This window comes from Acidobacteriota bacterium, from assembly GCA_016713675.1.
Lineage (GTDB): Bacteria > Acidobacteriota > Blastocatellia > Pyrinomonadales > Pyrinomonadaceae > OLB17.
Map to the genome: position 1 here is coordinate 20,928 of JADJOS010000004.1, position 23,315 is coordinate 44,242.

At 50.3% G+C, this 23,315-nt stretch carries 26 protein-coding genes and 2 pseudogenes; 1 reads left to right on the plus strand and 27 read right to left on the minus strand.

Annotation, left to right across the window (positions count from 1 at the left end):
• Nucleotides 1–38 precede the first annotated feature (38 nt).
• The 19 genes and pseudogenes from IPK01_13515 to IPK01_13605 form a co-directional block, all read right to left on the minus strand.
• Nucleotides 39–1,130: a hypothetical protein gene (locus tag IPK01_13515; GenBank protein ID MBK7934471.1), complete on the minus strand. Its 1,092-nt coding sequence runs from the start codon at nucleotides 1,128–1,130 to the stop codon at nucleotides 39–41.
• Nucleotides 1,131–2,525 (minus strand): sigma-54-dependent Fis family transcriptional regulator, encoded by a 1,395-nt coding sequence (locus IPK01_13520; protein ID MBK7934472.1) that lies wholly within the window; start codon nucleotides 2,523–2,525, stop codon nucleotides 1,131–1,133. It lies immediately after the preceding gene.
• A 7-nt stretch (nucleotides 2,526–2,532) separates the two neighbouring features.
• On the minus strand, nucleotides 2,533–3,339 hold the full coding sequence (locus IPK01_13525) for a DUF4198 domain-containing protein (GenBank protein MBK7934473.1): 807 nt from the start codon (nucleotides 3,337–3,339) through the stop codon (nucleotides 2,533–2,535).
• 13 nt (nucleotides 3,340–3,352) lie between these two features.
• On the minus strand, nucleotides 3,353–3,889 hold the full coding sequence (locus IPK01_13530; GenBank protein MBK7934474.1) for a DUF4198 domain-containing protein: 537 nt from the start codon (nucleotides 3,887–3,889) through the stop codon (nucleotides 3,353–3,355).
• Between the two features lie 93 nt (nucleotides 3,890–3,982).
• Nucleotides 3,983–4,162 carry a hypothetical protein gene (locus tag IPK01_13535; protein MBK7934475.1) on the minus strand — a complete coding sequence of 60 codons (180 nt, stop codon included), beginning with the start codon at nucleotides 4,160–4,162 and terminating at the stop codon, nucleotides 3,983–3,985.
• Nucleotides 4,159–4,809, minus strand: a complete 651-nt coding sequence (locus IPK01_13540; GenBank protein ID MBK7934476.1) for a methyltransferase domain-containing protein — start codon at nucleotides 4,807–4,809, stop codon at nucleotides 4,159–4,161. The genes IPK01_13535 and IPK01_13540 overlap by 4 nt, the downstream gene beginning before the upstream one ends.
• A gap of 36 nt (nucleotides 4,810–4,845) precedes the next feature.
• On the minus strand, nucleotides 4,846–7,374 hold the full coding sequence (locus tag IPK01_13545; GenBank protein ID MBK7934477.1) for a heavy metal translocating P-type ATPase: 2,529 nt from the start codon (nucleotides 7,372–7,374) through the stop codon (nucleotides 4,846–4,848).
• Nucleotides 7,375–7,613: 239 nt separating this feature from the next.
• Nucleotides 7,614–8,042 carry a MerR family DNA-binding protein gene (locus tag IPK01_13550; protein MBK7934478.1) on the minus strand — a complete coding sequence of 143 codons (429 nt, stop codon included), beginning with the start codon at nucleotides 8,040–8,042 and terminating at the stop codon, nucleotides 7,614–7,616.
• 19 nt (nucleotides 8,043–8,061) lie between these two features.
• Nucleotides 8,062–8,549: pseudogene (locus IPK01_13555) on the minus strand (DUF305 domain-containing protein).
• A 200-nt stretch (nucleotides 8,550–8,749) separates the two neighbouring features.
• The gene (locus IPK01_13560; protein MBK7934479.1) at nucleotides 8,750–9,274 is read right to left on the minus strand and encodes a nuclear transport factor 2 family protein; all 525 of its coding nucleotides are present in this window, start codon (nucleotides 9,272–9,274) and stop codon (nucleotides 8,750–8,752) included.
• A 249-nt stretch (nucleotides 9,275–9,523) separates the two neighbouring features.
• Nucleotides 9,524–12,807: pseudogene (locus IPK01_13565) on the minus strand (efflux RND transporter permease subunit).
• 21 nt (nucleotides 12,808–12,828) lie between these two features.
• Nucleotides 12,829–13,506, minus strand: coding sequence for a DUF305 domain-containing protein (locus IPK01_13570; protein MBK7934480.1), 678 nt, complete (start codon nucleotides 13,504–13,506; stop codon nucleotides 12,829–12,831).
• A 28-nt stretch (nucleotides 13,507–13,534) separates the two neighbouring features.
• On the minus strand, nucleotides 13,535–13,897 hold the full coding sequence (locus IPK01_13575; protein ID MBK7934481.1) for a cupredoxin domain-containing protein: 363 nt from the start codon (nucleotides 13,895–13,897) through the stop codon (nucleotides 13,535–13,537).
• Between the two features lie 34 nt (nucleotides 13,898–13,931).
• Nucleotides 13,932–14,816, minus strand: a complete 885-nt coding sequence (locus IPK01_13580) for a cupredoxin domain-containing protein (protein MBK7934482.1) — start codon at nucleotides 14,814–14,816, stop codon at nucleotides 13,932–13,934.
• Nucleotides 14,782–15,192, minus strand: coding sequence for a hypothetical protein (locus tag IPK01_13585; protein ID MBK7934483.1), 411 nt, complete (start codon nucleotides 15,190–15,192; stop codon nucleotides 14,782–14,784). Before IPK01_13585 ends, IPK01_13580 begins: the two co-directional genes overlap by 35 nt.
• Nucleotides 15,193–15,207: 15 nt before the next feature.
• Entirely contained in the window at nucleotides 15,208–15,420 is a 213-nt protein-coding gene (locus IPK01_13590; protein MBK7934484.1) for a hypothetical protein, read from the minus strand.
• Entirely contained in the window at nucleotides 15,417–15,830 is a 414-nt protein-coding gene (locus IPK01_13595) for a class I SAM-dependent methyltransferase (protein MBK7934485.1), read from the minus strand. Before IPK01_13595 ends, IPK01_13590 begins: the two co-directional genes overlap by 4 nt.
• Nucleotides 15,831–16,057: 227 nt before the next feature.
• The gene (locus IPK01_13600; protein ID MBK7934486.1) at nucleotides 16,058–17,266 is read right to left on the minus strand and encodes an efflux RND transporter periplasmic adaptor subunit; all 1,209 of its coding nucleotides are present in this window, start codon (nucleotides 17,264–17,266) and stop codon (nucleotides 16,058–16,060) included.
• Nucleotides 17,209–17,829 carry a hypothetical protein gene (locus IPK01_13605; protein ID MBK7934487.1) on the minus strand — a complete coding sequence of 207 codons (621 nt, stop codon included), beginning with the start codon at nucleotides 17,827–17,829 and terminating at the stop codon, nucleotides 17,209–17,211. The genes IPK01_13600 and IPK01_13605 overlap by 58 nt, the downstream gene beginning before the upstream one ends.
• 1 nt (nucleotide 17,830) lies before the next feature.
• Here IPK01_13605 and IPK01_13610 point away from each other — a divergent pair, with 1 nt between their 5' ends.
• Complete coding sequence (locus IPK01_13610; protein MBK7934488.1) at nucleotides 17,831–17,989, plus strand: hypothetical protein; 159 nt, start codon at nucleotides 17,831–17,833, stop codon at nucleotides 17,987–17,989.
• Between the two features lie 64 nt (nucleotides 17,990–18,053).
• On the opposite strand, the gene IPK01_13615 is transcribed toward IPK01_13610, so the two are convergent.
• From IPK01_13615 to IPK01_13650, 8 genes are all read right to left on the minus strand, one after another.
• Nucleotides 18,054–18,665 (minus strand): hypothetical protein, encoded by a 612-nt coding sequence (locus IPK01_13615; protein MBK7934489.1) that lies wholly within the window; start codon nucleotides 18,663–18,665, stop codon nucleotides 18,054–18,056.
• Complete coding sequence (locus tag IPK01_13620; protein ID MBK7934490.1) at nucleotides 18,662–19,669, minus strand: TolC family protein; 1,008 nt, start codon at nucleotides 19,667–19,669, stop codon at nucleotides 18,662–18,664. Before IPK01_13620 ends, IPK01_13615 begins: the two co-directional genes overlap by 4 nt.
• A gap of 164 nt (nucleotides 19,670–19,833) precedes the next feature.
• Nucleotides 19,834–19,998, minus strand: coding sequence for a hypothetical protein (locus IPK01_13625; GenBank protein ID MBK7934491.1), 165 nt, complete (start codon nucleotides 19,996–19,998; stop codon nucleotides 19,834–19,836).
• A gap of 217 nt (nucleotides 19,999–20,215) precedes the next feature.
• Nucleotides 20,216–20,836, minus strand: a complete 621-nt coding sequence (locus IPK01_13630; GenBank protein MBK7934492.1) for a hypothetical protein — start codon at nucleotides 20,834–20,836, stop codon at nucleotides 20,216–20,218.
• 294 nt (nucleotides 20,837–21,130) lie between these two features.
• Entirely contained in the window at nucleotides 21,131–21,775 is a 645-nt protein-coding gene (locus IPK01_13635) for a radical SAM protein (protein ID MBK7934493.1), read from the minus strand.
• Nucleotides 21,772–21,963: a DUF2997 domain-containing protein gene (locus IPK01_13640; protein ID MBK7934494.1), complete on the minus strand. Its 192-nt coding sequence runs from the start codon at nucleotides 21,961–21,963 to the stop codon at nucleotides 21,772–21,774. Before IPK01_13640 ends, IPK01_13635 begins: the two co-directional genes overlap by 4 nt.
• 14 nt (nucleotides 21,964–21,977) lie before the next feature.
• A complete protein-coding gene (locus IPK01_13645) occupies nucleotides 21,978–22,376 on the minus strand; it encodes a DUF1257 domain-containing protein (GenBank protein MBK7934495.1) in 399 nt (132 codons plus the stop codon).
• Nucleotides 22,377–22,391: 15 nt separating this feature from the next.
• Nucleotides 22,392–23,264 (minus strand): AAA family ATPase, encoded by an 873-nt coding sequence (locus IPK01_13650; GenBank protein ID MBK7934496.1) that lies wholly within the window; start codon nucleotides 23,262–23,264, stop codon nucleotides 22,392–22,394.
• Nucleotides 23,265–23,315: the final 51 nt, after the last annotated feature.

Sequence of the window (23,315 nt, forward strand, 5' to 3'; positions counted from 1 at the left end):
TCGTCGAGCACTCATTGCAATTGTCGTGGTTGGAAGGATTAGGGAAATAGAGTTCCACTAGAGGTGTTTTGGGCAATTAGTTTTCCGCCGTGCTGCGACGCGATTTTATGGGCAACTGAAAGGCCAAGTCCTACCCCTTTATCCTTTGTCGTGTAGAACGGGTCGAAGATCTTTGAGAGATTTGATGGGTCAATGCCGGAACCCGAATCGGCGACCTCGACAACAAAATTATTGTCTAGCTGAAAAGTTGTAAACGAAAGGGTCTTGTCGGCACCGTTCGACTCGGACATGGCCTGCAGAGCATTGATTGCTAAATTTAGTAACACCTGCTTGATCTGCTCGGCATCGACAAGAATCAGCGGAAGATTCTTCTGGAGATCTCTAACCACTGCAACGGACTGTAATGCAGCCTGATTCTCGATCAAACCTGTGATTGAGTCCACAATCTCGTTAAGATCAGTCGGCGTCTTGGACGGTTCGGTCGGTCGTGCGAATCGAAGAAACTCGCCCACTAGCCGGTCTAACCGATCTATTTCACCTTTTGCCAGTCCCACAAACTCACGCCGAGGACTGTCAACAGTCAGTTCATCCTCCAATATTTCTATAGCCCCTTTGATAGACGCTAGTGGGTTTCGAACCTCGTGAACGATTCCCGCAGAAAGTTCTCCGAGCGAGGTTAGTTTCTCTGCCTGAAGTAGCTGTTGGAACGTTGTTTGCAGTTCATCGTACGCCTTTCGTTTCTCCTCAGCATTTCTTTCAGCCCGTTCTCTGGCCTTTCTTAAACGGTCGCCCAGAGCTCCCATTATTCCGCCAACGAGATTGAAGATAACGATTTCGGCATATTGGTTTATAGAGTAATCAAAATGTCCATGTTGCCAATGTAGATAAACATGTGGCGAGTAAATGATGGTTGTAAAAAGAGATGCCGCGAGCCCACCTCTGAGACCAAATATCAAAGCGGCAGCTATAATCGGTACGTAGTAGATCCGCTGATATATCTCGTGCCAAACGATCTGATCTGTGGGCGTAAGAAAGTGGAGCACCGTAATTAGGATAATCACCACTGCAATGACGATCCATACATACAGGCGGTTCCGAGAGGAGATGATATTGAAAGTCTGCGTATCCATTTAATCGTCCGTAATGCTGGAACCCGACTCGTCTAAATCGTACTTCTGTATCCGATATATAAGGGCGCTTCGAGTAATACCTAAATATTTTGATGTTTGTGACTGATTTCCGTCATGCCTGAGAAGCGAGCTACGTATAATTTCCCGTTCTAGGGCTTCTAGATTTATCGGCTCGAAAGGCAGGTCAAACCACAACTCCCCTTTTGTTGAAAAAGGGTTTTTCACGCTTTCGGGGACGTCGTTGAGAGTTAGAGTATCGCCGTCGGAAAGTACCACCATTCTTTCGACCAGATTCTCAAGCTCGCGAACATTTCCCATCCAAGGGTAATCGAAAAATACCTTGAAAACGTCGCGCGCAATCTTTGGCGGCCTCATACCATGTTTCGAGGCGGATCGCGTGACAAAATGTTCGGTCAAGACCGGTAGATCCTCGCGGCGTTCACGCAGCGGCGGAATCGTGATCGGAACTACCGCGAGCCGGTAGTAAAGATCCTCGCGGAAAGCGTTTTCTTTTATAAGATCGGGCAGGTTTTCGTTGGTGGCAGCAATTATTCGAGCATCTATCTTTCGCGGGGTATTTTCGCCCAGGCGTGTCACTTCCTGCTCCTGTAAAACCCTCAAAAGCCTTGTTTGCGACTGGAGAGGCATGGCGCTTATCTCATCAAGAAACAACGTGCCGCCGTTAGCTTCCTCAAATTTACCCCTTGATTCTCCAACCGCACCAGTAAAAGCTCCTTTTTTATATCCGAATAGCTCAGCTTCGATTAGTGTTTCCGGTATGGCGGCACAGTTGATGGCAATAAACCGATTACTTTTGCGCGTGCCGGAAAAGTGTATACCTTTCGCGATCAATTCCTTTCCGGTCCCCGACTCGCCTTCGATCAAAACCGTTACGCTTGTCTTTGACACCCGCTCAACCAGATCAAAAACTTGAAGCATCCTGTCAGATGTTCCGATAACGTTCTCGATCCGAAAGTCTTCGTGGATCTGACGTCTCAGCCGTCTATTTTCCGCTAAGGCTCGGCCGTATTTTAATGCTTTCTCGACTGTAAGCAGAATTTCCTGACGGTTAAAGGGCTTGGTAATAAAATCAAAAGCCCCACCGCGCATAGCTTCGACCGCTGTATCGACATCTCCGAACGCGGTAATAACAATGATGGGCACTTCGCTGTTGATCGCCGTCGCCTGCTGAACCAATTGCGACCCTGTTATTTTCGGCATTCGCCAATCGGTTATCACGCAGTCAAAGTCTTCTGCGGAATACGACTTCAACGCTTCCCTGCCGTCACTCTCGCTTACGACAGAATGCCCGGCCTCCGAAAGCTGGAATTCAAGGACGCGGCGCAAGGAATCATCATCATCGACGAGCAAGATTTTGGCGTTCGCTTCTTTCATTTTTAGATCATTTCATCTCAAAAGTAAGCGTTGTCCATTTTGATTCGTAGTTTAGGTTTGGATCGGCGAGTTTGCTCATGTTGATAAACTTGACATACCACTTCCCTGATCCGTCGAGTTTCAACTTCACAATGCCCTTCGCGTCGCTTCTGAGTTCTGGTGACGTTTTGATCTTTCCGCTTTCCTCGCGACCGGCGAGAACGACTTGATCCGCGAGTGGCTTCCCGTCCTTCAGGCACAGGACTTCCATCGTGTCACCCTTTTTAAGCTTGTAAGGATTCTGCTGAGGGACGAGTTCGACGGGATATCCAAGAATAGCTTTGTAATCATCAGTCTGAGTTTTGCCAACCTGCAAAATTGCCTTGACATGCTTTGCGTAACGCTCTTTTGCATCCTTTTCGAGTTCTTCCGTCTTGCGGCGTTCTTCCAGAGTGTCGGGTAGACCGTCTTCACGGAGATACTCGTTGAATTCTGCCGCTTTTAGAGCGATCTCGCGGGACTTAGTTGAAAGCCCGACGACATAGGTTCCCGCCGCTCCGGTTGTCAGGTTCAGAAACGCGGTCGTCTCGTCTTTGGTAAGGTCGGCTTCCACCGGATGCACACGATTTCCACCTGAAACGACGCTCACGTCGTTTAGCCGGGCGAACGTAACCGCTCCCTCGCTTGCTAGAAACGTTCCGTTCATCACCTTGACGGTAAAGTTCGAGTTAGGCTTCAGGAAATAGCTGTCCGTTTTGAGAAACAGATCGTGCGCAAAGATCGACGCGACCAGCGACAGCGATAAAATAGATGCAAAGATTGTTTGTTTTTTCATTTTGATTTCCTCTCTACTTGATTTCAAAAGTCAGGGTCGCCCATTTGGATTCGTAATTTAGTTTCGGATCGTCGATCTTTACCATGTTTATAAACTTGGCGTACCACTTGCCGGAGCCGGATAATTTGACTTTGAGCATGCCGTCCTTGTCGGTACGGGCACTGGTTTCGCCCAGCATTCTGCCCGCTATCTCATAACCGGTTGTAACGATCTGGCCGGCGAGCGGTTTGCCGTCCTTGAGACACAAAATATCCAGCGCACTTCCTTTCTTTAGCATATAAGGATTTTGCTGAGGCACCATTTCGACGGCATAGCCAAGGATCGTATTGTAATTATCGGTTGCTTTATTGCCCGCCTGGAAGATCGTTTTGACATATTTCGAATAACGGTAACGTGCGTCCTTACCGAGCTCTCCGTCACGTGTTCGGTTTTCCAAAATATCGGGAATGCCTTCGGCGGGCAGGTACTCATTGAATTCTTTTGCCGCAAGAGCGTTCTCACGCCAACTGGTAGAGACACCCACTACCTGAGTCCCGGCCTCAGTCGGCACAAGATTTAGGAAGGCAGTTGTTTCATTTTTTAGTAAAATCGGTCTCCACCGGATTCGAACGCTTGCCCGAAGGTGCAATGACGCTCACATCGGTCAAACGCGCAAATGTAACGCGCCTTCGCTTTTCTGAAACGTGCCGTTCATAACGCTGATCGTGATTTTCTCGTTAACCTTTACAAAATAGCTGGTAGGTTTTAAGAAAAGGTCATGAGCAAAAACGGACAGGGCCGTCAAAACCACGGCCATTGCGAAAAAGGTGATCTTTGTTTTCATTTGTCCTCCAGGATGACTTGCCTACTGCATTTGTGCAATCTAATTGTCCCAAACAAGCTGTTGAAATGAGCCGTTTCCTCTATCGAAGCTAACCCTGCCTCTGCCATCAACTGCGGCAATAGACCGTCGAAACTATCTGCGGTCGTTTCAAAACCGTCCAGAAGCTGGATCAAATACGACGACCCACGCATTAGCCAGCTAGCGGGTAGTCCCCAGTCCGCGACGTGAAACTCGCCATTTGGCTTGAGCACACGTCTTACTTCGCTTAGTGTTTTCGCCTTATTTTCCCGCGTTAAGTGATGAAAGAAAAGGCTGGAAGTAACCCGGCTGAACGATTCGTCCTTGTATGGCAACTCAAACGAAATGCCCTCGTCGAACTGAATCTCAAGACGGGCCTTACGCACCTTCGTTTTTGCGATTTCCAAGATCTTTGCATCACCATCAATTCCGACAACCTGGGCCTGCGGTTGTTTTTCTTTCAGCAAAATAGAAAGCGTCGCAGTGCCACAAGCGAGATCGAGGACGCGATGTTCAGCTTCAATCCCGGTTTGTTCTACTAAAGCCCTTTTGAAAATCTCCTCACGCGTGGTCAAACGGACAACCGGGTCGTAGAAAGGTGTAAGCCAATCAAAACTCAAAGCCGGGATGTATTCGGTTTCATTTTAAGTCCTGTTAAGCCAATTTCAAAGTTTTAGATTTCTCAATCGGAGCGCGTTGACTATTACGGACACAGAACTGAGGGTCATTGCCGCGCTGGCGATCATTGGGCTTAGTAGCAAACCGAAAACCGGATACAGAACACCCGCCGCGATCGGAACACCGACGAGGTTGTAAATGAATGCGAAGAACAAGTTCTGCCGGATGTTCTTCATTGTCGCTTCGCTAAGTTTTTTCGCCCTCAGGATTCCACGAAGGTCGCCTTTTAGAAGCGTTATATCGGCGGATTCCATTGCCACATCGGTTCCGGTCCCCATTGCGATCCCGACTTGGGCTTGAGCGAGTGCCGGTGCATCATTCACGCCGTCGCCGGCCATCGCGACGATCTTGCCCTGGGCCTGTAATTCTTTGATCTTTTCCGCCTTCTGTTCGGGCAACACGTCGGCGAAGATCTTGTCGATCCCGAGCTTTTTTGCTACGGCGTCGGCTGTAATTGCATTATCGCCCGTCATCATGACGACTTCGATCTTTTGCCGATGCAATTCACTGATGGCATCCTTCGCAGACTCTTTGATTGTGTCTGCAACGCCGACCAGGCCAGCGGCTTTCCCGTCAACGGCCACAAGCATTACTGTTTGCCCTTCCGCTCGAAGCTCATCGGCTTTTCCATCCGCCGGGAAATCAATATTGTTTTCTGTCATGAGCTTCGCATTACCCAGTAACACCCTTTTTCCGTCGATCGATCCCGTAATCCCTTTACCTGTGATGGATTCAAAATCTTCCACCTTAGCAAGCTCGATAGCTTTCTCTTCGGCGCCTTTGATGATCGCTTCCGCAAGCGGATGCTCGCTCGATCTCTCAAGACTGGCTGCTAACCGCAAGATCTCGATTTCGCCAGATCCATTCAACGCGACAACCTTTTGAAGCCGAGGTTTGCCCTCGGTCAAAGTGCCGGTCTTATCAACGACAATCGAATTCACCTTCTCCAGAATTTCCAATGCTTCGGCCTTCTTAACTAACACGCCATGCCGAGCACCATGTCCGGTCCCAACCATGATCGACATCGGAGTTGCCAAGCCCAGGGCACACGGGCAGGCAATAATTAAAACCGAAACCGCCGCTACCATTGCGTAAGCAAAACTGCCGAAGATCAGCCAGACGGCGAACGCGACAATCGCAACGACAATCACCGCCGGGACAAAATATGCCGACACGACGTCCACCAGACGCTGGATCGGAGCCCGTGAACGCTGAGCCTCGCCAACCATTCGAACGATTTGTGCGAGCAGCGTGTCGCTGCCGACCTTTTCCGCTTTCATTACAAAACCGCGTCGGCCATTGATCGTTCCGCCGATAACTTTATCGCCGACCGTCTTTTCGACCGGGATCGATTCGCCCGTCACCATCGACTCATCGACCGAAGTATCGCCTTCTAGGATAGAGCCATCCGTTGGAATCTTTTCGTTCGCCTTAACCCTCAAACTAGCGTCGATCTGTACATCTTTAAGTGCGATCTCGGCTTCAGTTCCGTCGTCAAAAACCACGATAGCAGTTTCAGGTGCGAGTCCGAGGAGTTCCTTGATCGCGCTCGAGGTTTGGCTCCTTGCCCTCAATTCCAGCACCTGTCCGAGCAGAACAAGCGTCGTAATAACGGCCGCCGCCTCGAAGTATGCGGAGATCAACCCGGTGTGCTCATTTCGCATCGATGCGGGGAACAATTCGGGGAGGAACAGAGCAAAAAGACTGAAAAGATATGCGGCCCCCGTGCCGATGGCGATCAGCGTGAACATGTTCGGGCTGACATTCTTGACGGAAGTCCAAGCACGCTGAAAGAAAGGAAATCCGCCCCAGAGAATTACGGGTGTTGCTAAAGCAAACTGGATCCAGAGTGCGATCTTCGGTGCGACGTATTCGTGATAATTCGGCAGCATCTCACCCATTGCCAGAGCAAAAACGGGGAGCGTAAGTACGGCCGAGATCCAAAACCTCCGCTTCATATCCACATATTCCGGATCGGGACCATCGTCGAGGGTCATCACCTTCGGTTCAAGAGCCATCCCACATTTAGGACAGCTTCCGGGGCCGATCTGCACGATTTCCGGGTGCATCGGGCATGTATATTCAACGCCGACGCTCTCTGCCTCCAGTATTTTTCTTTTTCTCGTGGGAAAGCTCGCCGGATTCTGTTTGAACTTATTCATACAGCCCGTCGAGCAGAAATAATAGGCTTCGCCTTCAAAATCGTATTTTCCCGCTGACGTTTCGGGAGCGACCGTCATCCCGCAGACCGGGTCAACAAACTCTCCGCCAGCCGTTGCCTTCATGTCGCCGTGCGGGACGGTTTCCTTTTGTTCGCGTCCGATCTCGACAAGACCACTCGCGGGAACGTCTTGTGTTTGGGCAATAAATTTCTGCAAGCAGCCCTTAGAGCAAAAATAGTAAGTCTTGTCCTCATGATTAAAAGTTCCTGCTGCCGCGATTGGATCGACCGTCATTCCACATATCGGATCAATAAATTCGTCTGCCGTAGCGATCTGTTTCTCAGTTCCTGTCATAGCCCCTCCTGGTGGGAAAAAAACGTTTTCACCCTTGCTCAATTACCGCTGCAACAGCTTGCCGGGCTACTGTTCGGAGATAAGAATTTCTGCAACGGCGGTTACCGGTGTGACTTGCATTCCGCAAACTGGGTCGATGAATGTATCAGCCGTGGTTGTTTTGTTTTCCAACATATTTTTTATCACTCCTGTCATTAAAAAGTAACGACAGAATATATTCTACAACCTGTCAGCAGGGGTCAGGTCAAGCTCTTTTTTTCTGCCTCGCTTACCGACTCGATCAAATGGCAAACTGAATCGCCCGTCGGCATTGAATTCCTCATTTTTGACCAGTCCTGAAGGGCTTTCTCCATTTTCCGTTGGAGTTTCTGCATCTCTCTTATTTTTCGTTGATTCTCCGCAATGCGTCGGACAATAATTTCCCGAACCATCGGACACGGCGTATTCCCTTCTTTCGCCTCTTTCAAAATATCCGCGATCTCGGCGAGCGAAAATCCCAGATTGCCGGCCGCTTTGATAAAACGCACACGCACGGCATCCGATGTCTGATAGACCTTGTAGTTGTTTTGCGTATTGCGGGCGGGTTTTAGTAGACCTATGCGCGTATAGTGCCTAACCGTGTAAAGCGATACATCCGCTTGGTTTGCCAGAACTGTTGCAGTCATCATTAGCTTGATCGACTCCTCATTATTTACGTTCCAACTCGTCGAGTTTATTCTTCATCCAGTCGATTTCCTTTTGTTGGTCGATCGTTATCGATTTGCACAGATCCTTGACCTCCTGGTCTCGAAGATTCGGGTTATCACACATGAGGATCGCTCCGGCGTGGTGCGGTATCATCGATTTGAGAAATTGCTTATCTCCAACTACCGTTTGATATCTGATAAAGGCCGTAAACAGAATTAGCAGCAGGACGCTCACACCAGCGATGATAAGATTGGCCTTTTGTTGTTGTACATGGACCACATTACAAAGATCTCGATCACAATCATCGGAGCTGTCATGAGCCCGGCCATGTAAAGCTGGTTTATGTTTGGATATACGTTGGCGAATGAATCGACCATCATATACATGAACACAAACATTGAGATAAACGACAGAACCGCCATTATCGCTAGGTTCACGTACATGCTTTTCATGTTTCTCATGCTTTCTGTATGATTCATGTCTTTCATATTTCTCAATCCTCCTATTCCAAATTCATACGGTTATTAACTCAAGACGAAATGTGGAGTATTTCGAGTTCCATTACCACGTGGCCGAAAAAGATGACGTCGGGCAAATAGGCACTACCCGACGCCTTTTTGCTCATTGACCGTATAAACTTCTGGACTCCCTTCTAACATGTCCTTATACAGTGTCGAGCAAAATTAAATTACGCTTTAGGAGTCGGAGACGCCGCAGGTGCCGGGGCACGGCGAGGGGCGCTTGAGTGCCAATGAACAATCCGCCATTTGCCTTCGCGTTTTTCTAAGACTACCGTACCAAGGCCGCCGCTTTCTACTTTTCTCGTTCCCATCTCAGAGGCGAGACTGTATTTGAATGTCGCCCACGCGGTCTTGCCGTCGACCTTTATTTTCATATCAGAAAAGGAGTATTTCGTATTTTTGAATTCCTTTAGTTCCGGTGCAAGATGCGTGTTTCGGTAATCGGTCCAGCCGTAATTGGCGTGTCCGCTTTCGAAGACGGTGACATCGTCGCTGTTCGCCCAGATCTTATCGAGTGCGGCGAGATCGCCTTGTTCGATGGCAAGCGCCTCGCGTGTCATGACGTCCGTCACGGCCTTTACTTCGTCGGTTTGTGCCGAAACAGTCTCGTTGAGGCTAAAGGCGATAGCTCCCGCACCAATCAAAACGGCCAAAGCAGCCATCAACAATTTATTAAAATCTTTTCTCGTCATAATTTCTTCTCCTCATTTTAGGTCTAACAGAAATCCAATGTTTTGCTATGACCATTAACCGTCAAGATACATTCCGATACCGAACAGCTATAAAACAATGGCGTCGTAGAATAAATGCTGCTGACTCAAGCCGAGCAGCGGACCTCGGTCAATTCACCATGCTCCCAACAGAGCGAGAAACGCCAGCAAGAAAGGCCTCTGGCCAAGTAATAGGTAAAAGGTGTTAGTCTGATACATCCATTTTTCCTTTTAATTAAGATCCGGCGTACGCGACCCGAACGGCGGAAGATCGGTGCTCTCGCCGAAGTCTTTGTCGCTTAAGCCTTCGCGTTCCGCGATGACTCGCTCAGCGCTAGGCCGCCCGAATTTATAAAAGATTGCCGGCGTAACAATTTGGTCGAGCAGAGTCGAGGTCAGGATGCCGCCTAAAACGACAACAGCGAGTGGATGCAGGATCTCTTTGCCCGGGGCGTCGGCGGCAAGGATGAAGGGTATTAACGAGAGCCCCGCGGTCAGAGCAGTCATCAAGACGGGAACGAGTCTTTCCAATGAACCGCGGACGATCATGTGTTCGGTAAAATCCTCGCCCTCCTCTTTCATCAAGTGCAGATAATGCGAGATCATCATGATTCCGTTCCGCGAGGTGATCCCAACCAGCGATACGAATCCGACCATTGTCGCGATCGAAAACACGCCTCCCGAGAGGTGCAAGGCCCAGACGGCTCCGATCAACGCTAGGGGGATGTTTATCATCACCTGAAGGGCTACTCGCCAGTCGCCAAAGGCTTTTATCAGGAGAAAAAAGATCGCGACAAGTGAGAAGATCGAAAGCAGTGATAAAGTTCTGTTAGCCTCCTGCGACGCCTGAAACTGCCCTCCATATTCGAGGAAGTAGCCGATCGGCAGTTGAACTTGTGTTGCGACACGGCTTTGAATGTCACTGACCACGGAGCCAAGATCGCGTCCGGCTACGTTTGCTCCAATTACAATTCGGCGTTTTGTGTCCTCTCGTAATATCTGGTTCGGTCCCGGAAAATTCTCAACGGCGGCAACGGCTGAAATAGGAATTTGGGTTCCCTGCGGTGTATCAATGGTGACATTTTGGAGCGCATCCAGACTGTTGCGAGACGCTTCATCAAAACGTACCACTACGTCATAACGCCGGGATCCATCAATGGCTTGCGAGACGGTTCGCCCGTTCAATGCCGTTTCCAATGTCTGCGTAACCTCGCCCGGCTGAAGCCCATATTGCGCCGCTTTGACGCGGTCAACATTAAATCGCACCTGCGGGATCAGCACCTGTCGCTCAACCGAAACGTCCGTTGCCCCCTCGACGGTTTGGATCGTATTGCGAATCTCCTCAGCCTTTGAACGCAGTGTAGCCAAATCGTCGCCGAACAACTTGACCGCGATCTGTGCCCTAACACCGGACTGCAAATGATCTAACCGATGAGAGATGGGTTGTCCTACGTTAGAGGTAACTCCGGGAACGACCGCGAGTTTATCTCGGATCGCCGAAAGGATCTCCTCACGCGAGCGATCCGATTTCTTTAGATCAACATCGATCTCGGTGTAGTGAACACCCTCGGCATGTTCGTCGAGCTCGGCTCTTCCCGTCCTACGTCCGGTCGAGATAACTTCGGGCACCTCTAAAAGTAGTTTCTCGGAAATTTGGCCGATGCGATTGGATTCAGCCAGAGAAGTACCGGGCTGGGCCTGAACATTGACGGTAAGCGTTCCTTCGTTGAACTCCGGCAAGAATGATGTGCCAACAAACGGGAGCGTCGCCATGGTCAAGATGAACACCAGCGCCACCCCAACGATGACTTTGTAAGGATGACGGAGCGTCCAATGTAGAAGCCGGGTGTCGTATTTCTTTAACCAGCGAACTAGGATGCTGTCCTGATGTTCCGCAGCGGACGAAGATCGAAACCACCGCTGTATCCTCGAGAAAATAGAGGCACCATTCCCATCTTCGTGATCGATCTCAACCGGACCATCGACCATCTTTGTCTCCTTTCGCCTAAATGTTTGCGGCAACAGATACGACGCTAAGACGGGCGTTAAGGTCAAACTTACGAACAGAGATGCCACGAGTGCAGTAATGTACGCGAGGCCCAAGGGAGCAAGCAATCTGCCTTCGACACCCGATAAGGCGAACAGCGGAATAAACACGAGGGCGACGATCACCGTGGCGTAAATGATGGATGAGCGCACCTCGAGCGAGGCGTGATAGATCACTTCAATTGAGGGACGCGGATTTTCAAGGTTCCGGTTTTCGCCGAGTCGACGGAAGATATTCTCAATGTCCACGATCGCATCGTCAACCAACTCGCCGATCGCGACTGCCAAGCCGCCAAGGGTCATGGTATTAACACTGATCCCGAAAGCGTAGAGAATAAGAAAGGTTACGATGAAAGAAAGCGGAATCGCCGTGAGTGTAATGAAGGTGGTGCGAAAATTGAGCAAAAACAGAAACAGTACAATTGCGACAAGGATCGCACCGTCACGCAATCCTTCGGTAACGTTGCCGATAGAGGCGTTGATAAAATTGGCCTGGCGAAAGAGATTAGGGTTTATCTCAACGTCGGGGGCAGCGTTTTCTGCAATTCCTTAACCGCTTCGTCGACCTGTTCTGTCAGATCTTGGGTGCTCGCCCCGGGCTGCTTTTGAACGGAAACAATGACGGCGGGCTTTCCGTTCGTTCCGGCCTCGCCCCGCTTTATCTTCGCACCAAACTGCACTTCGGCGACATCACCGAGCCGAATCGGGTTGTTATTGCGGTACGCGACGACAGTTTGTTTTAGCTCGTCGATCGAATAGAACCTGCCGAGGTTCCGAACAAGATACTCCTGCGATTGGGCATCTACAAAGCCACCGGTGGAGTTGATATTTGATTTCTCCAGCGCGACCGAAACATCCTCAATGGTGATGCCAAACTGCCTCAGCTTTTCAGGTGAAACAAGCGCCTGATACTGTTTTACGCCTCCCCCGATGGGAATAACCTGAGAAACCCCGGTGATAGTCAATAGCCGAGGACGGATGGTCCAGTCTGCCAAGGTTCGCAGTTCTAAAGGGTCGGTCGTTCCGTCCTTGCTCGACACCGCGATCAGCATGATCTCGCCCATTATTGACGAGATGGGAGCGAGAAACGGGGAGACGCCTTGGGGCAATTGTTCGCGGGCCTCAGTTATCTTTTCCGAAACCAACTGCCGGTTTCGGTAAATATCCGTTCCCCATTCGAATTCTATGTAGACGATTGACAATCCGACGCCACTTACCGAACGAACTCGTGACACGCCCGGAACACCGTTCATCACGGTCTCGATCGGATAGGATACTTGCGTCTCGACTTCTTCGGGTGCCAACCCGTTAGCTTCGGTTAGAACCGTAATAGTAGGTTTATTAAGGTCGGGAAAGACATCGACCGGTAGATTGAACGCCACGTAACTGCCCCAGACAAGCAAAAGGGCAGCGATCGCGACAACGATCAACCGGTTCTGAAGAGACCATTTAATAGTTCCATTGAGCATTTGAATCAGATACGACCGGAACTATTTACTCCACTTTGCCTTCCACGCGCTCATCATTTTTATCTCGGCATCCTGAGCCTTAATAATTTGACCAGCGAGCGTTTTGATTTCGGCTTTTTCGCTCTTCTGCAACGCTTCTTTAGCCATCGTAACGGCCCCAACGTGATGAGGAGTCATCATGTCGATAAACGCAAGGTCAAATTCTTTGTCTTTCGAATTTGTAAGCTTTGCCATATCCATCTTCATGGAATCCATCATTCCCGGCATATCCACGTTCATGGCCGCCGGCTTGCCAGCGAACCACTTCTCGCGCCAGTCTTTCATTTGGCTGATCTCTTTTTCTTGATCTGCGATGATCTGTGCGGCAAACTTCTTGATGTCGGGATTTTGTGTTTTCCCTTCGACCATCTTCGCCATGTCCACAGCTCCCTTGTGATGGGCCGTCATCGTATCGATAAACTGCAGATCGTACGGCTGACTCGCGGCGTTCGGCGAACTTTTCATTGCCGAATGGTCCATCGACATGTTCGAGTTCATCGGCATCGAATTGTGATCCATGCCGTTCATGTTCATTGATGAATTTGAATTCTTCATCATCGAATTGTGATTCATGGAACTCGAGTTAGTGCCCGCCTGACCGCACGCGACCAAGCCTACGGCTGCCAGCCCCAATGTGGCCGTTAACAATAGTATTTTCATTTTATTCCCCCTTTTGTCGTGAGATGTCTCACCCCTCGCTAACGACGATGCTTCCCTTATACATCCCCATTCCGCAGGCAAATGATATCTGTCCCGATTCGGTAGGCGTTATGCTGACGACAACGTCCTTGCCCACTGGCAGAGTTTTGCTAATCCCAAGCTTTGTAAATACGACTTTGCTGCCGCAGTTCTTGTCGTTCGCTCGGTTAAACACGAGGTTGAGCTTATGACCCGCTTCGATGTCGATCGACGAAGGCGAAAAACCGTTCTTATCCACCTTTACCTTCACGGTTCGCGTGTGGGCCTCAACAGCGGCGGTCATTACGCCGAAGGCTCCTCCAGCTATAACTATCACTGCTACTAATGTCAGAAATATTTTGAATTTGGTCATTTCTCGTTCTCCTTTTAAATCACTTCTCAAAATTCTAGTTTTCGGTCACGATGACTTTGCCGCTGAGCATGTCCATTCCGCAGACAAAGGCGATCTCGCCGACCTCGGTTGGCGTGAATTCGACCAGGACCGTTTGGCCAACCGGCAGTTTCTTTCGGATCTTTTGCTTTGTAAAGACGACTTCGCCTCCGCAGTTTTCCGAGTCAGCTCGATAAAACGCCAGTTTCACCGGCTGGCCTTTAACAACCGGAATCGAAGACGGCTCGTAGCCTTTCGATGAAACGGTGATTTTCGTTGCTCCAGCAGGAACATTCGCGGCCTCCACCTGTTTTGCAGAACCTGCCGGAACATTTACGACAAACGGAACGCTGATGACCTTCCCGCCGCGTTGAAACTGCGCCCAAAGCTTGTAAAGCCCGGGCCGTGGGAAAGCCGTGTGGGCCGAAACTTCGTAAGCACTTGGCTGGTTAGCCTTTTTCGAATCTGCCCCGTGCGAATGGCCGTCGGCGTTGTGATCTTTTTCCTTCTTATCGCCGTCCATCTTCATCCCGTCCATCTTTTCGCCCTTTGCCATCGGGTGTGCATGGACAAAGTCAACGAGGTCTTCGCTGATAATGACGAAGTGCGCCAATTCGCCCAGGTAATTTTGCAGATCGGTCGTGGGCTTTCCGGTTTTTGCATCAAAGACGGCGAAATCAAGCGTCAGTTCCTGGCCCGCCTCGATCTTCGCACTCGGCTTCATCGTCACTTTCACGCCATCGACAGATTTTTCAAGCTTCGTGTCCGCAACGAGAGCGACTTTCGCCCTTTCAGTTCCCGAGACCTTCACATCAATGCGTTCGACCACTTGCTTCGCATTAGGCGGCGTGAAGTCGGCGTAGAACTTATAATCGCCGCCGTTCGGAAACGTGTGCTGCACTCGATAAGATCCGTCGGATGACGGCTCGGGATGGACGTGATAGAACTCCGGAGAGGTCCTTCGACACGATCAGTAAGTGCATTGGCTTTTCGTGAACGATCTGCAGATCCTTCACAACAGCACTCTTACTATCTTTTACGGTAAATACCAGCGTCGCCGGAGCACCGGCCTGAATCTGGCCCGGCTCCGTTTTGAAATCAACCTTAAAGGCCGAATCCGAAACGGCCGCGTTCGCGGAATTTGTTTCGCTAGCAACCGTATTCGTACCATTTGCGTTGTCAACGCCCTGCGAATTTGCTCCGTTAGTACATGCCGTAAAAAAGACGGCAATAGTTGAAACCAATAAAACTGTTCCCAAAATAAATATTTTTCTCATATTCCTTTTCCTTAATCACTTGGTGGCCAAGTAGTAAATCAAGAAAGAATCTTTGTCCGCAATCACCTGATCGCCCTTCATGTTGTATGCCTTAACATCTGACATGCCGATATCCTCAAGCTGCTTGATCTGCCGGCCGATGCCAATGTAATAAACGAGCAGCGAAAAACGATGGTCTTGATCATTAACGATCGCGTATTCGTCATTGAAGACCTCGTGTTTTCTCATCTGCAGATGACGCGGCAAAAGAAAATGTATGACAGTAGATTCTTTGCGAACGATAAACTAAATTTAGGTTCAGTAAGCCAATACGGTTTTCTAAAGTGTCGGTAATCACGGTTATGGCTCGAAAACATTATTATCCCGCCTTTCTTGAGTACGCGATTAATTTCATTCAAGATTTTGAGTCTGTCTTCGTGCAAAACGGCATCAATACCGTTGTAAGAAAATAGTGCAAAATCGAAGCTCTCATCCTCGAACTCTTTCAAATCCCTCGCATCACCCGCTATGAAATTACAGATCTGATATTTCTTCTTAACCCGTTCAATGAATTCCGGCACGTAATCAAGGCCCGTATACTCAGCGGCCTTCGGTAACAGATATTGAGTTGTTCTGCCGCCTCCTACTCCAATATCCAAAATTTCCGCACCTTCAAGTTTCGATGACAGTTGTTCAAAAGAACCTTTTCCGCAGGGAAGAGTTCGCTTAATCCGTCATAGTAATCGAGCACTTTGGCATTCGCGTAAGTCTTTCGATTTATTAAATCTAGTTGCGATTGTCCTCTCATTTCATTTGACATCCTGCGAAGTAGTTAGTCGGCGTTCAGTAAAACCGTACCAACTGTCCGCCCCTAACGGTCTTTTAACTACTCACCCGCCTGCGTAGTGCGAAGCTGATACACCCCTTCAATGACAACGCGATCACCTTCTTTTAGTCCTGATACAATCTCGTAGAAATCCGCACCTTCCGCTCCGAGTGCAACCTGACGCTTCTCGAAGGTCTCACCGCCGTCGAAGATAAACACAAAGGTCTCTGCCTGTTCACGAACGACCGCTGACTTCGGCACGGCCAGAACTTGCCTATTGCCGCTGGTGTCGATGGTGATCTCGATAAAATTGCCATCCTTGAGCCGATTGAAGGGATTCTTGACCTCATATATCACAGGCACGGTCCGCGTCTGATCATTTACGGTCTGACCGATCGAGACAAGGCGTCCGTCACCATCAGCGGTACCAATTGTGTAGACCTCGCCGGGCAGAGCCGAAGAGGTAAAACTTGCCCGTGTGGATTCGCGGACCGTGGCCAGATCTTTCTCAAAAACCTGAGCTTCTAAAAGGACGGTGGACAAATTGACGATGTTAAGTAATTCGGCCCCGCTTGCAACCTGCTGGCCGCTCGTGGCCTTGATCTGATCGATTATTCCCGTTATTGGCGATATTAACGGGAAATTGCGCGACGGCTGTCTGACTGTAGGAGAGCGGAAAATGGCCTGCCCGGCCTGTGCCGATTTGATCTGGTCGCCCAATAAAACAACCTGTTTATCGGCTGATGCTACCTCATCGTCGATTACCTTAACGGCTGTTTGAGCTTCTTCGACACGTTTTCGAGGCACTGCTCCAACCTCAAGAAGGTTCTGCGACCTTCGAAGCTCGCGTTGCGCCTGTGCGAGTCGCGTCCTCGCCTGCTGGGCCGCAGCTCTGCTTTGGGCCTGCTGCGACTGAAGAGCGAGTGCAGTATTTCGCAATTCCAGCTTTCGAGCTTCAACTTCCCGCTGCTGTGCCTCGACATCCAGTCTTTGCGTCTCAAGCTCTGTCTGTCCCGATACGTCCAGAACCTGCTCAACGTATCCGATCTGTTCACCGCTACCGACAGCAGAACCTAAAGATACCGCCTGAGTAAGTACGATCCTTCCCGGCACCTGTGCTGTTACGACTCCTTTGGCGTCCGGTCGGGCCCTGACTACTCCCGTGGTTTTCAAACCGCTCGTAATTTGCCTCGTGTCGATCAACTGAGTCTTTATCCCAAACAAAAGCTGCGATTCTTTCGGCACGGTGATCGTCGTTCCCTTCGGCAACTCGTTAACCGCTGCCGTTGAAAAGGCGTCAGGCGGAATTGCAGCCGTTTCGCGGGTCTGAGAAGGCGGAAGAAGATACGCCAGAGCAACCGCCCCCAGAAGAAACACCGTAAGAACAACCGCACCTGCCGGAGCAAGTCGCCGAAAAGACGTATCCCCTTTCGTCTTTTCAAGGCATAAAAGACGACGGCAAAAGAGATCCCCGAAAGCACAGGCAGGATCAGAAGACCGACCCAAAAGGATGTGCGGATCGGTGCTCGTGATACAGTGACAGGAAACTCAGCCGAAAACGTCCTTTTGTCTTCAGTGTTTACCGAAACAACCATTTTGTAATCGCCCGCGCTGTCAAACTGGTAGGAACCACGATACAAACCGCCCAGTTCTTCCGTCGCCGCGATATTCCCGGCAACTACCGCACCGTCAGGCCTTGTAATGCTAAACATAACGGCGGCCTTTTCGACCGGCAACGGCCCCGAACCGAACCCGCCCTGAACCGTTTCGCTCAATGAGACAAGAACATGTCCCGTTTCACCGGAGCGCGGATCGCCTGGGAGGCGTTTCATAATGACAGTCAGCTCTCCGCTGTCATTTTTCACATTCCGTTCTGAGGTAATCGTCGAGATTGCGCCTGACGGCGTTCCTGCCGGAGCTTGTCCGTTAGCAGCGAAGGCCGTCACGAGACTTAGAGCAAATACCCAGGCTGAGGCAAAGAACGATATCTGAAATCGCCTCCCTGTTGGGCAAACTGAACGAGCCCTGAGCATTAAGTTTTTGATGGACTTGAACATTAATGTGTGTGTGCCTTGCCGTACAGAGCCTGCATCGACAAAACATCGATCCTCACGGCGTCGGTTATTGCTTTTGCCACATCATCCTTCGCACCGTTTGCCTTGATATCAGCCCCTAGCAGCAGATCGTCATCATGGCCCTTTCCTGCAAACTGGCTGAGAAAACCGGCCGGCACGCCTTCGGCCTTAATCTCTTTGATTGACGGCGACCCTTCCTTGTTCTCATATATAACTATGATCTCCTTGCCCGCCGCCTTGACGATCGTGACGGATCCGATCTGCGTTTTTGTACCATTCGCAGTGGAAAATCCCGGATAGGAGTGATGATCTTTCTCGGAAACTTTCCCGCCCGTGTCTTTTTCAATAGAAGCTATCTGAGCATCGGTCAGCTCTTTGTGCATGGCCGTAAATGTTTGTGCGCCGGGAAGTGCCGCCTTGACCGAGGCCGGAATCTCATCGGCTTTCGGGGGTGCGGCAGCGTTATTTGCAGCGGTCGAGTTCGCGGGCTTTATTCGCGGTTGCTGTGTTAGCGGCGGGGTTGGTGTTCCGCCGGAACACGCTAGTGAAAACAGGCTCGCGGTAATCACAGTTACAAATATGAGTATTTTCATTTTTTCTCCTCTTCTATTCTTGGTTTGGTCGAGTTTAGTAATCCAATACGTTCGGTTTTATCCTCGTTGATCGACTTCAAAAATTCTTCCCTGTTAAACTGTCTCGGCACTATCCTGGTATCGGGGAGGACCGATGTCGATCCCGGCATGAAGGCGGATGGCGGCAGGGCCGCACCGACTGCTGCCTCGAGTGCTGTTAAGGTCGTGTAGTATTCTTCCAAAACCCGGTTGTAATTCGTAACGTTCTCGTTCAAACGACGCTGTTCGTTAACGACCTCAAACACCGAAAACTCGCCCGCGTTGTAGGCTGCTCGGACAGTCTGTAGATTTGCCTCAGCTCTCGGCAGGATTTGAGTTGTGTACAGCACCAGCTTTTCTGCCGCAGCCCGATACTGGCCGTAAGCAACAGCGACATCACGCCGTATCGTCGCCTCTAAAAATTCACGTGTCCGCACCGCCTGAACCTGTTCGCCGACAGCGGAGGCAATGCCGCCTTGATTACGGTTTGACACCGGTAGATCTATCGACACGCCGAATGTCAGTTCGTTGTCGCGACTGTTGATAATTCCGCCGCCGGCTGATGCGGGCAGATCCGTAAATGCTTTAGTGCGCGAAAAACGCACTGATGGCGTAATGTCCGGAGCCGCCTGAGCCCGAGCCAGGTTTAGCCTCGCGGTTCCCAGCCGCTCGCCGATCCGCGCGGCCTGTAAGTCGGAGCGATCGCTCAACGCCTTTTGTGTGAGTTCGCTAAGTCCCAGATCGAGGCGTGGAGGCCGGTCGGACTGAGGCTCCAAGCGAAGCGGGTCCGAGACATCGGATCCGATCAACGTCCGAATCCTTAACAAGGCAGTTTCCAATTCGTTTCTCGCTTCGATCCTTTGGATCTTGGGGCGATCGCTTTCGACCTTGACTAAATTCAGGTCGAGCGGTGCCACATCGCCCTCGTTTAAGCGTGCTTCCGTTACCCGCACCAATTCCGCGTCAGCGGCCAGAAGTCTTTCCAATACATCGAGCTGCCTCGCGGCCGATATAGCCCGCGCATAATCCCGGCGAATTTCGACAGCGATATTCCGTTCGATAGCCGCGACCTCGGCCCGAACCTGTTGGAGTTCGAGTTCTGCAACGGCCCGTCGCTTTCCACGTTTTCCTCCGAGCTCAAAAGGTTGAGCTAACCCTGCGGAAAAGTCATACTCGCTTTCGCCGCCCAGAAAACGGGGCTTCCGTATTCGGTGCTAAAGACCGGATTTGGCCGAAGTCCGGCTTGAACCAGACGCCCTTCGGCTATCGCGAGCCGTTGGCGCTGCGAGCAGATCCGCTCGCCGGCTGCCAGCACTTTCTACAAGCCGCTCGACACTCATGCCATCCTGGCCAATGTATTGAAGCGACGGGGCCGGAGTCGGAACGGGCGAGGGAACAGTTTGCTGGGCCAATGCCGAATGAAAGCCGCCAAAAAGAGGACGGCTAAACCGAGCTTTGCTGACTACTCACCTACGATCGCTAAAATATTCCTTATGCCCATGGAGTGTCGGTAAACGATGTTCGCTAGATTCTTACGCAGAAAGTGCTTCCTCGTTAACTCCTGGGCCAGCGGCGAAACGCCACACGAAAAACACAAGCCCGAAAAGCAAAATTATTACAATCAAAAAGACAACGCCGATCACCAATTGCGTGAACCAAGACGTTCCGCCCTCGGCCGTAACCGCGGGCGGCTTTACTTCGATTCCGGAAAAAGTGGCAGTGTCAGTTTCGCCGTCGTGCGACACGTTAGCCCGCATCTTGTAAACGCCGGACGGAATCGCGGGAAAGGTCACGCTGTATGTGCCCGCTTGTTCGCCAGCCGCAACCGTCGCATTAAAGACCGCACCGCTCGCCGATTCGACCTCAACCTTGGCATCGACAGCCTTGAAAGGTTCGTTGGTCTCAAATTTCGTAATAAAAAGAAGCCCGGCCGTAGGCTTGTCCGGCTCCATCGAAGGGTGCTTTACCATTAGCTCGAGTTCGCCCAAACGAGTTGAATGGGATACAACGCCCTTTGCGTTCGCCGTGGACTTTGGCTTCGCGTCACCATGATCCTCGCCACCATGAGCGAGCATCGCGGTAGGCGAGACAACAGTGAACAGGACGCTACCCAGAATAAAAAACCCAATATATCGCGCGATCTGACCTCTCATATACTCGGAACTGATTGCAACAGCTATACCACTCGCGTTTTTGAATGTTTATTGAGTTTAACGGGAGTATTCGAGAAGACGATGTTTGCAAAATGTGCAAAAGAGACAGCAGTTGTCTGTTATCAAACACCAAGGGCGGGTAAGCGAGATCTTACGTAAACCAGCTTTCTGATTTTGAAAATCGAATGAGGATTAGCACGAGATTTGCGACTGCGAATATGACGGGATGCCATGAAAAACTTTGGATGATTTTTCGTGTAGATTGAAATCAATGAGAGACTAGACGGGCCCAACCTATTTCTGCTGTATCAAGCGCTGATTCGCTGACCCTCGATACTCCCCTGTTTCAGCGACTAGAGATGATTCAAAAGGACCGTCAATGAGCAAGTCAATGTGGGATAGAATATAGGTGACGCTAGGGTCGTCTTTTGTAGATAAATACTCGATAGTATTGCCCGTGTAGACGATAATGTGGGAGCCAAGTTTATTCAGTCTCAACACAAGTTCCGCCACGGAATCAGATTGATCAAAAGGCTCGCCTCCGAGAATTGTTACACCGTCGTTCTCATGGCATCTTGAAAGGATCTCATCGAGAACTGAGGAAATAGAAACCTTTTTGCCATTGTGGCGATCGTGAGTTTCGGGAACGTAGCAACCTGGACAACGAATTGAACAACCCGCAACTTGAATCACGCTCCGACGACCCGGACCATCAACCACCGACTTGTGATATATGCGATGAAGCCAGATGTAATAGCGATCATCCTTAAGGTTACCCGGTTCCCAAGACTGACCTTGCATCGGCTTTCCGCAATTCAAATTTTGGGAAGTTCCAAGGTCGTCTCTGAGATCGATCAGTAGATCAGCGGGAATGCCTGAGACTTCAGCGGTAAGTTTCCCACTGTCTGGTTCGAGTATGAAGGTGATCTTATTACTCATCCTAGTTTATTGGTCTGTTTGACACTGGGCGTGACAAAATATTCCTGCTTTTTAGTTTCAATAGAGGGGTCACCTAAAATCTCCTTCAGCTGTCTCGCGGCCTTCTCGCACGCAGTCCCTTGATACCCTTTTATCTCGGTTTCGCACGTTCCGCTTTCGGTATCGATCTTGAATTCAACTTCGGGCATTGTCGGTCGCCTCCTCAGTATTTGATTCTTATTTTCAGAGTTTTTCCGATTCGTTCTTTAATAAGCGTGCCGCCGAGTTTCTTGGCCATTTTTCTTGCCGCTGCTTCGTGATAGCTGTTCTGAAGTCGGACAATAAAGTCTTTCCCCAAGCGAAACGACAAATCCATATCATCAATGACTGCGACATAACCTTTTGACGATTTCCGGAAGCCGATATCTCCTAAAAGCGATTGTCCCCGTACTTGCCGACGCCTGATTACGACGTCGGCTGTTTGTGGATCCCGCTTATCCCATCCTTCGAGAGGAATGTCAGTTCCTATAGTCGGAGATGCGAAACCACATTCGGCTAATGCTTCGAGGAGCAACTCGCGATTCGGGAATGACTGGGATTCAAAGGTCATATATTTGCTCATTGAGATTCTCCGTAGTTAGAGTTCATAGATTCGATCGGTGCGGTTTCCGGCAATGCTATTATTCTCGATTCGAGAGCCTACGCCCTTGATATTATTTCGAGCCCATTTTCGGATCTCCTCGATCTTCTCGCTCATCATCTGGGCTGTAGGCGTGATGTTCTCGGCGGCTTTAATAATGTCGCGGGTTTCGGCCTGCCGGTCACCGTCGATGAACGCTTCAAGGACCCCGTCTTGTACTGCACCTTCGATCTCCGCCCCGGAGAAGTCCTTGCTCTTATCTACCAGCTTATCGAGATCAAAGTGGTCGGCATCGAGTGCTCTTTTCTTAAGGTGAACCCGGAATATTTCCTTACGGTCCTCAATCTCCGGAAGATCGACGAAGTGTATATATGAGAACCTACCGATCCTGAACTGTTCGGATTCGAGTTCGCGTACGTCGTTCGCGGTCGCGAATACGAGAACGTCCTTGTTGTCCTGCATCCAGTTGAGAAGATAGGAGATAGTTCGTGCTGTCTCACCGCCGTCCGTCTTGTTGGACGACTTCATTCCTGAGACCGCCTTTTCGAACTCACTGATACCAAGAATGCCTTTGATCGTGCCAGCGATAGATAACGCCCGCTTTATCGACATCGCGGATGAGCCAATGACACCTCCGCCCTCACCCATAATCGAACCAAAGTCCAGATCAAGCAGAGCCCGATTCGTGATGCTTGACGCAACCCGTTTACAGAGATCCTTTCCGCACCCCGGCAATCCAACGAGGAGAATTCCCTTGCAAGGTTCGACGTGGCGTGCTTTTGCTCTCGGACTGAATGTGTATGCCGCGCGTTCAAGGATGGCTCGAAGCGATTGGTAGCCGCCTAAGTTGCTTGCCGGTTCTGGATGCACATAGGTCAATGAGCCGCTACCGCGTATGACATTCTTCTTTTCTTCAAGAAT

What these genes read in the sequence shown, in the direction of transcription:
- IPK01_13520 (MBK7934472.1), bottom strand. Translation starts at nt 2,525, where the DNA reads ATGAAAGAAGCGAACGCCAAAATCTTGCTCGTCGATGATGATGATTCC.
- IPK01_13560 (MBK7934479.1), bottom strand. Translation starts at nt 9,274, where the DNA reads ATGACGAGAAAAGATTTTAATAAATTGTTGATGGCTGCTTTGGCCGTT.
- IPK01_13635 (MBK7934493.1), bottom strand. Translation starts at nt 21,775, where the DNA reads ATGAGTAATAAGATCACCTTCATACTCGAACCAGACAGTGGGAAACTT.
- IPK01_13535 (MBK7934475.1), bottom strand. Translation starts at nt 4,162, where the DNA reads ATGAAAACAAAGATCACCTTTTTCGCAATGGCCGTGGTTTTGACGGCC.
- IPK01_13590 (MBK7934484.1), bottom strand. Translation starts at nt 15,420, where the DNA reads ATGAGAAAACACGAGGTCTTCAATGACGAATACGCGATCGTTAATGAT.
- IPK01_13575 (MBK7934481.1), bottom strand. Translation starts at nt 13,897, where the DNA reads ATGACCAAATTCAAAATATTTCTGACATTAGTAGCAGTGATAGTTATA.
- IPK01_13645 (MBK7934495.1), bottom strand. Translation starts at nt 22,376, where the DNA reads ATGAGCAAATATATGACCTTTGAATCCCAGTCATTCCCGAATCGCGAG.
- IPK01_13570 (MBK7934480.1), bottom strand. Translation starts at nt 13,506, where the DNA reads ATGAAAATACTATTGTTAACGGCCACATTGGGGCTGGCAGCCGTAGGC.
- IPK01_13630 (MBK7934492.1), bottom strand. Translation starts at nt 20,836, where the DNA reads ATGAGAGGTCAGATCGCGCGATATATTGGGTTTTTTATTCTGGGTAGC.
- IPK01_13605 (MBK7934487.1), bottom strand. Translation starts at nt 17,829, where the DNA reads ATGAAACGCCTCCCAGGCGATCCGCGCTCCGGTGAAACGGGACATGTT.
- IPK01_13640 (MBK7934494.1), bottom strand. Translation starts at nt 21,963, where the DNA reads ATGCCCGAAGTTGAATTCAAGATCGATACCGAAAGCGGAACGTGCGAA.
- IPK01_13515 (MBK7934471.1), bottom strand. Translation starts at nt 1,130, where the DNA reads ATGGATACGCAGACTTTCAATATCATCTCCTCTCGGAACCGCCTGTAT.
- IPK01_13615 (MBK7934489.1), bottom strand. Translation starts at nt 18,665, where the DNA reads ATGAAAATACTCATATTTGTAACTGTGATTACCGCGAGCCTGTTTTCA.
- IPK01_13525 (MBK7934473.1), bottom strand. Translation starts at nt 3,339, where the DNA reads ATGAAAAAACAAACAATCTTTGCATCTATTTTATCGCTGTCGCTGGTC.
- IPK01_13585 (MBK7934483.1), bottom strand. Translation starts at nt 15,192, where the DNA reads ATGAGAAAAATATTTATTTTGGGAACAGTTTTATTGGTTTCAACTATT.
- IPK01_13545 (MBK7934477.1), bottom strand. Translation starts at nt 7,374, where the DNA reads ATGACAGGAACTGAGAAACAGATCGCTACGGCAGACGAATTTATTGAT.
- IPK01_13610 (MBK7934488.1), top strand. Translation starts at nt 17,831, where the DNA reads ATGACAGTCAGCTCTCCGCTGTCATTTTTCACATTCCGTTCTGAGGTA.
- IPK01_13550 (MBK7934478.1), bottom strand. Translation starts at nt 8,042, where the DNA reads ATGATGACTGCAACAGTTCTGGCAAACCAAGCGGATGTATCGCTTTAC.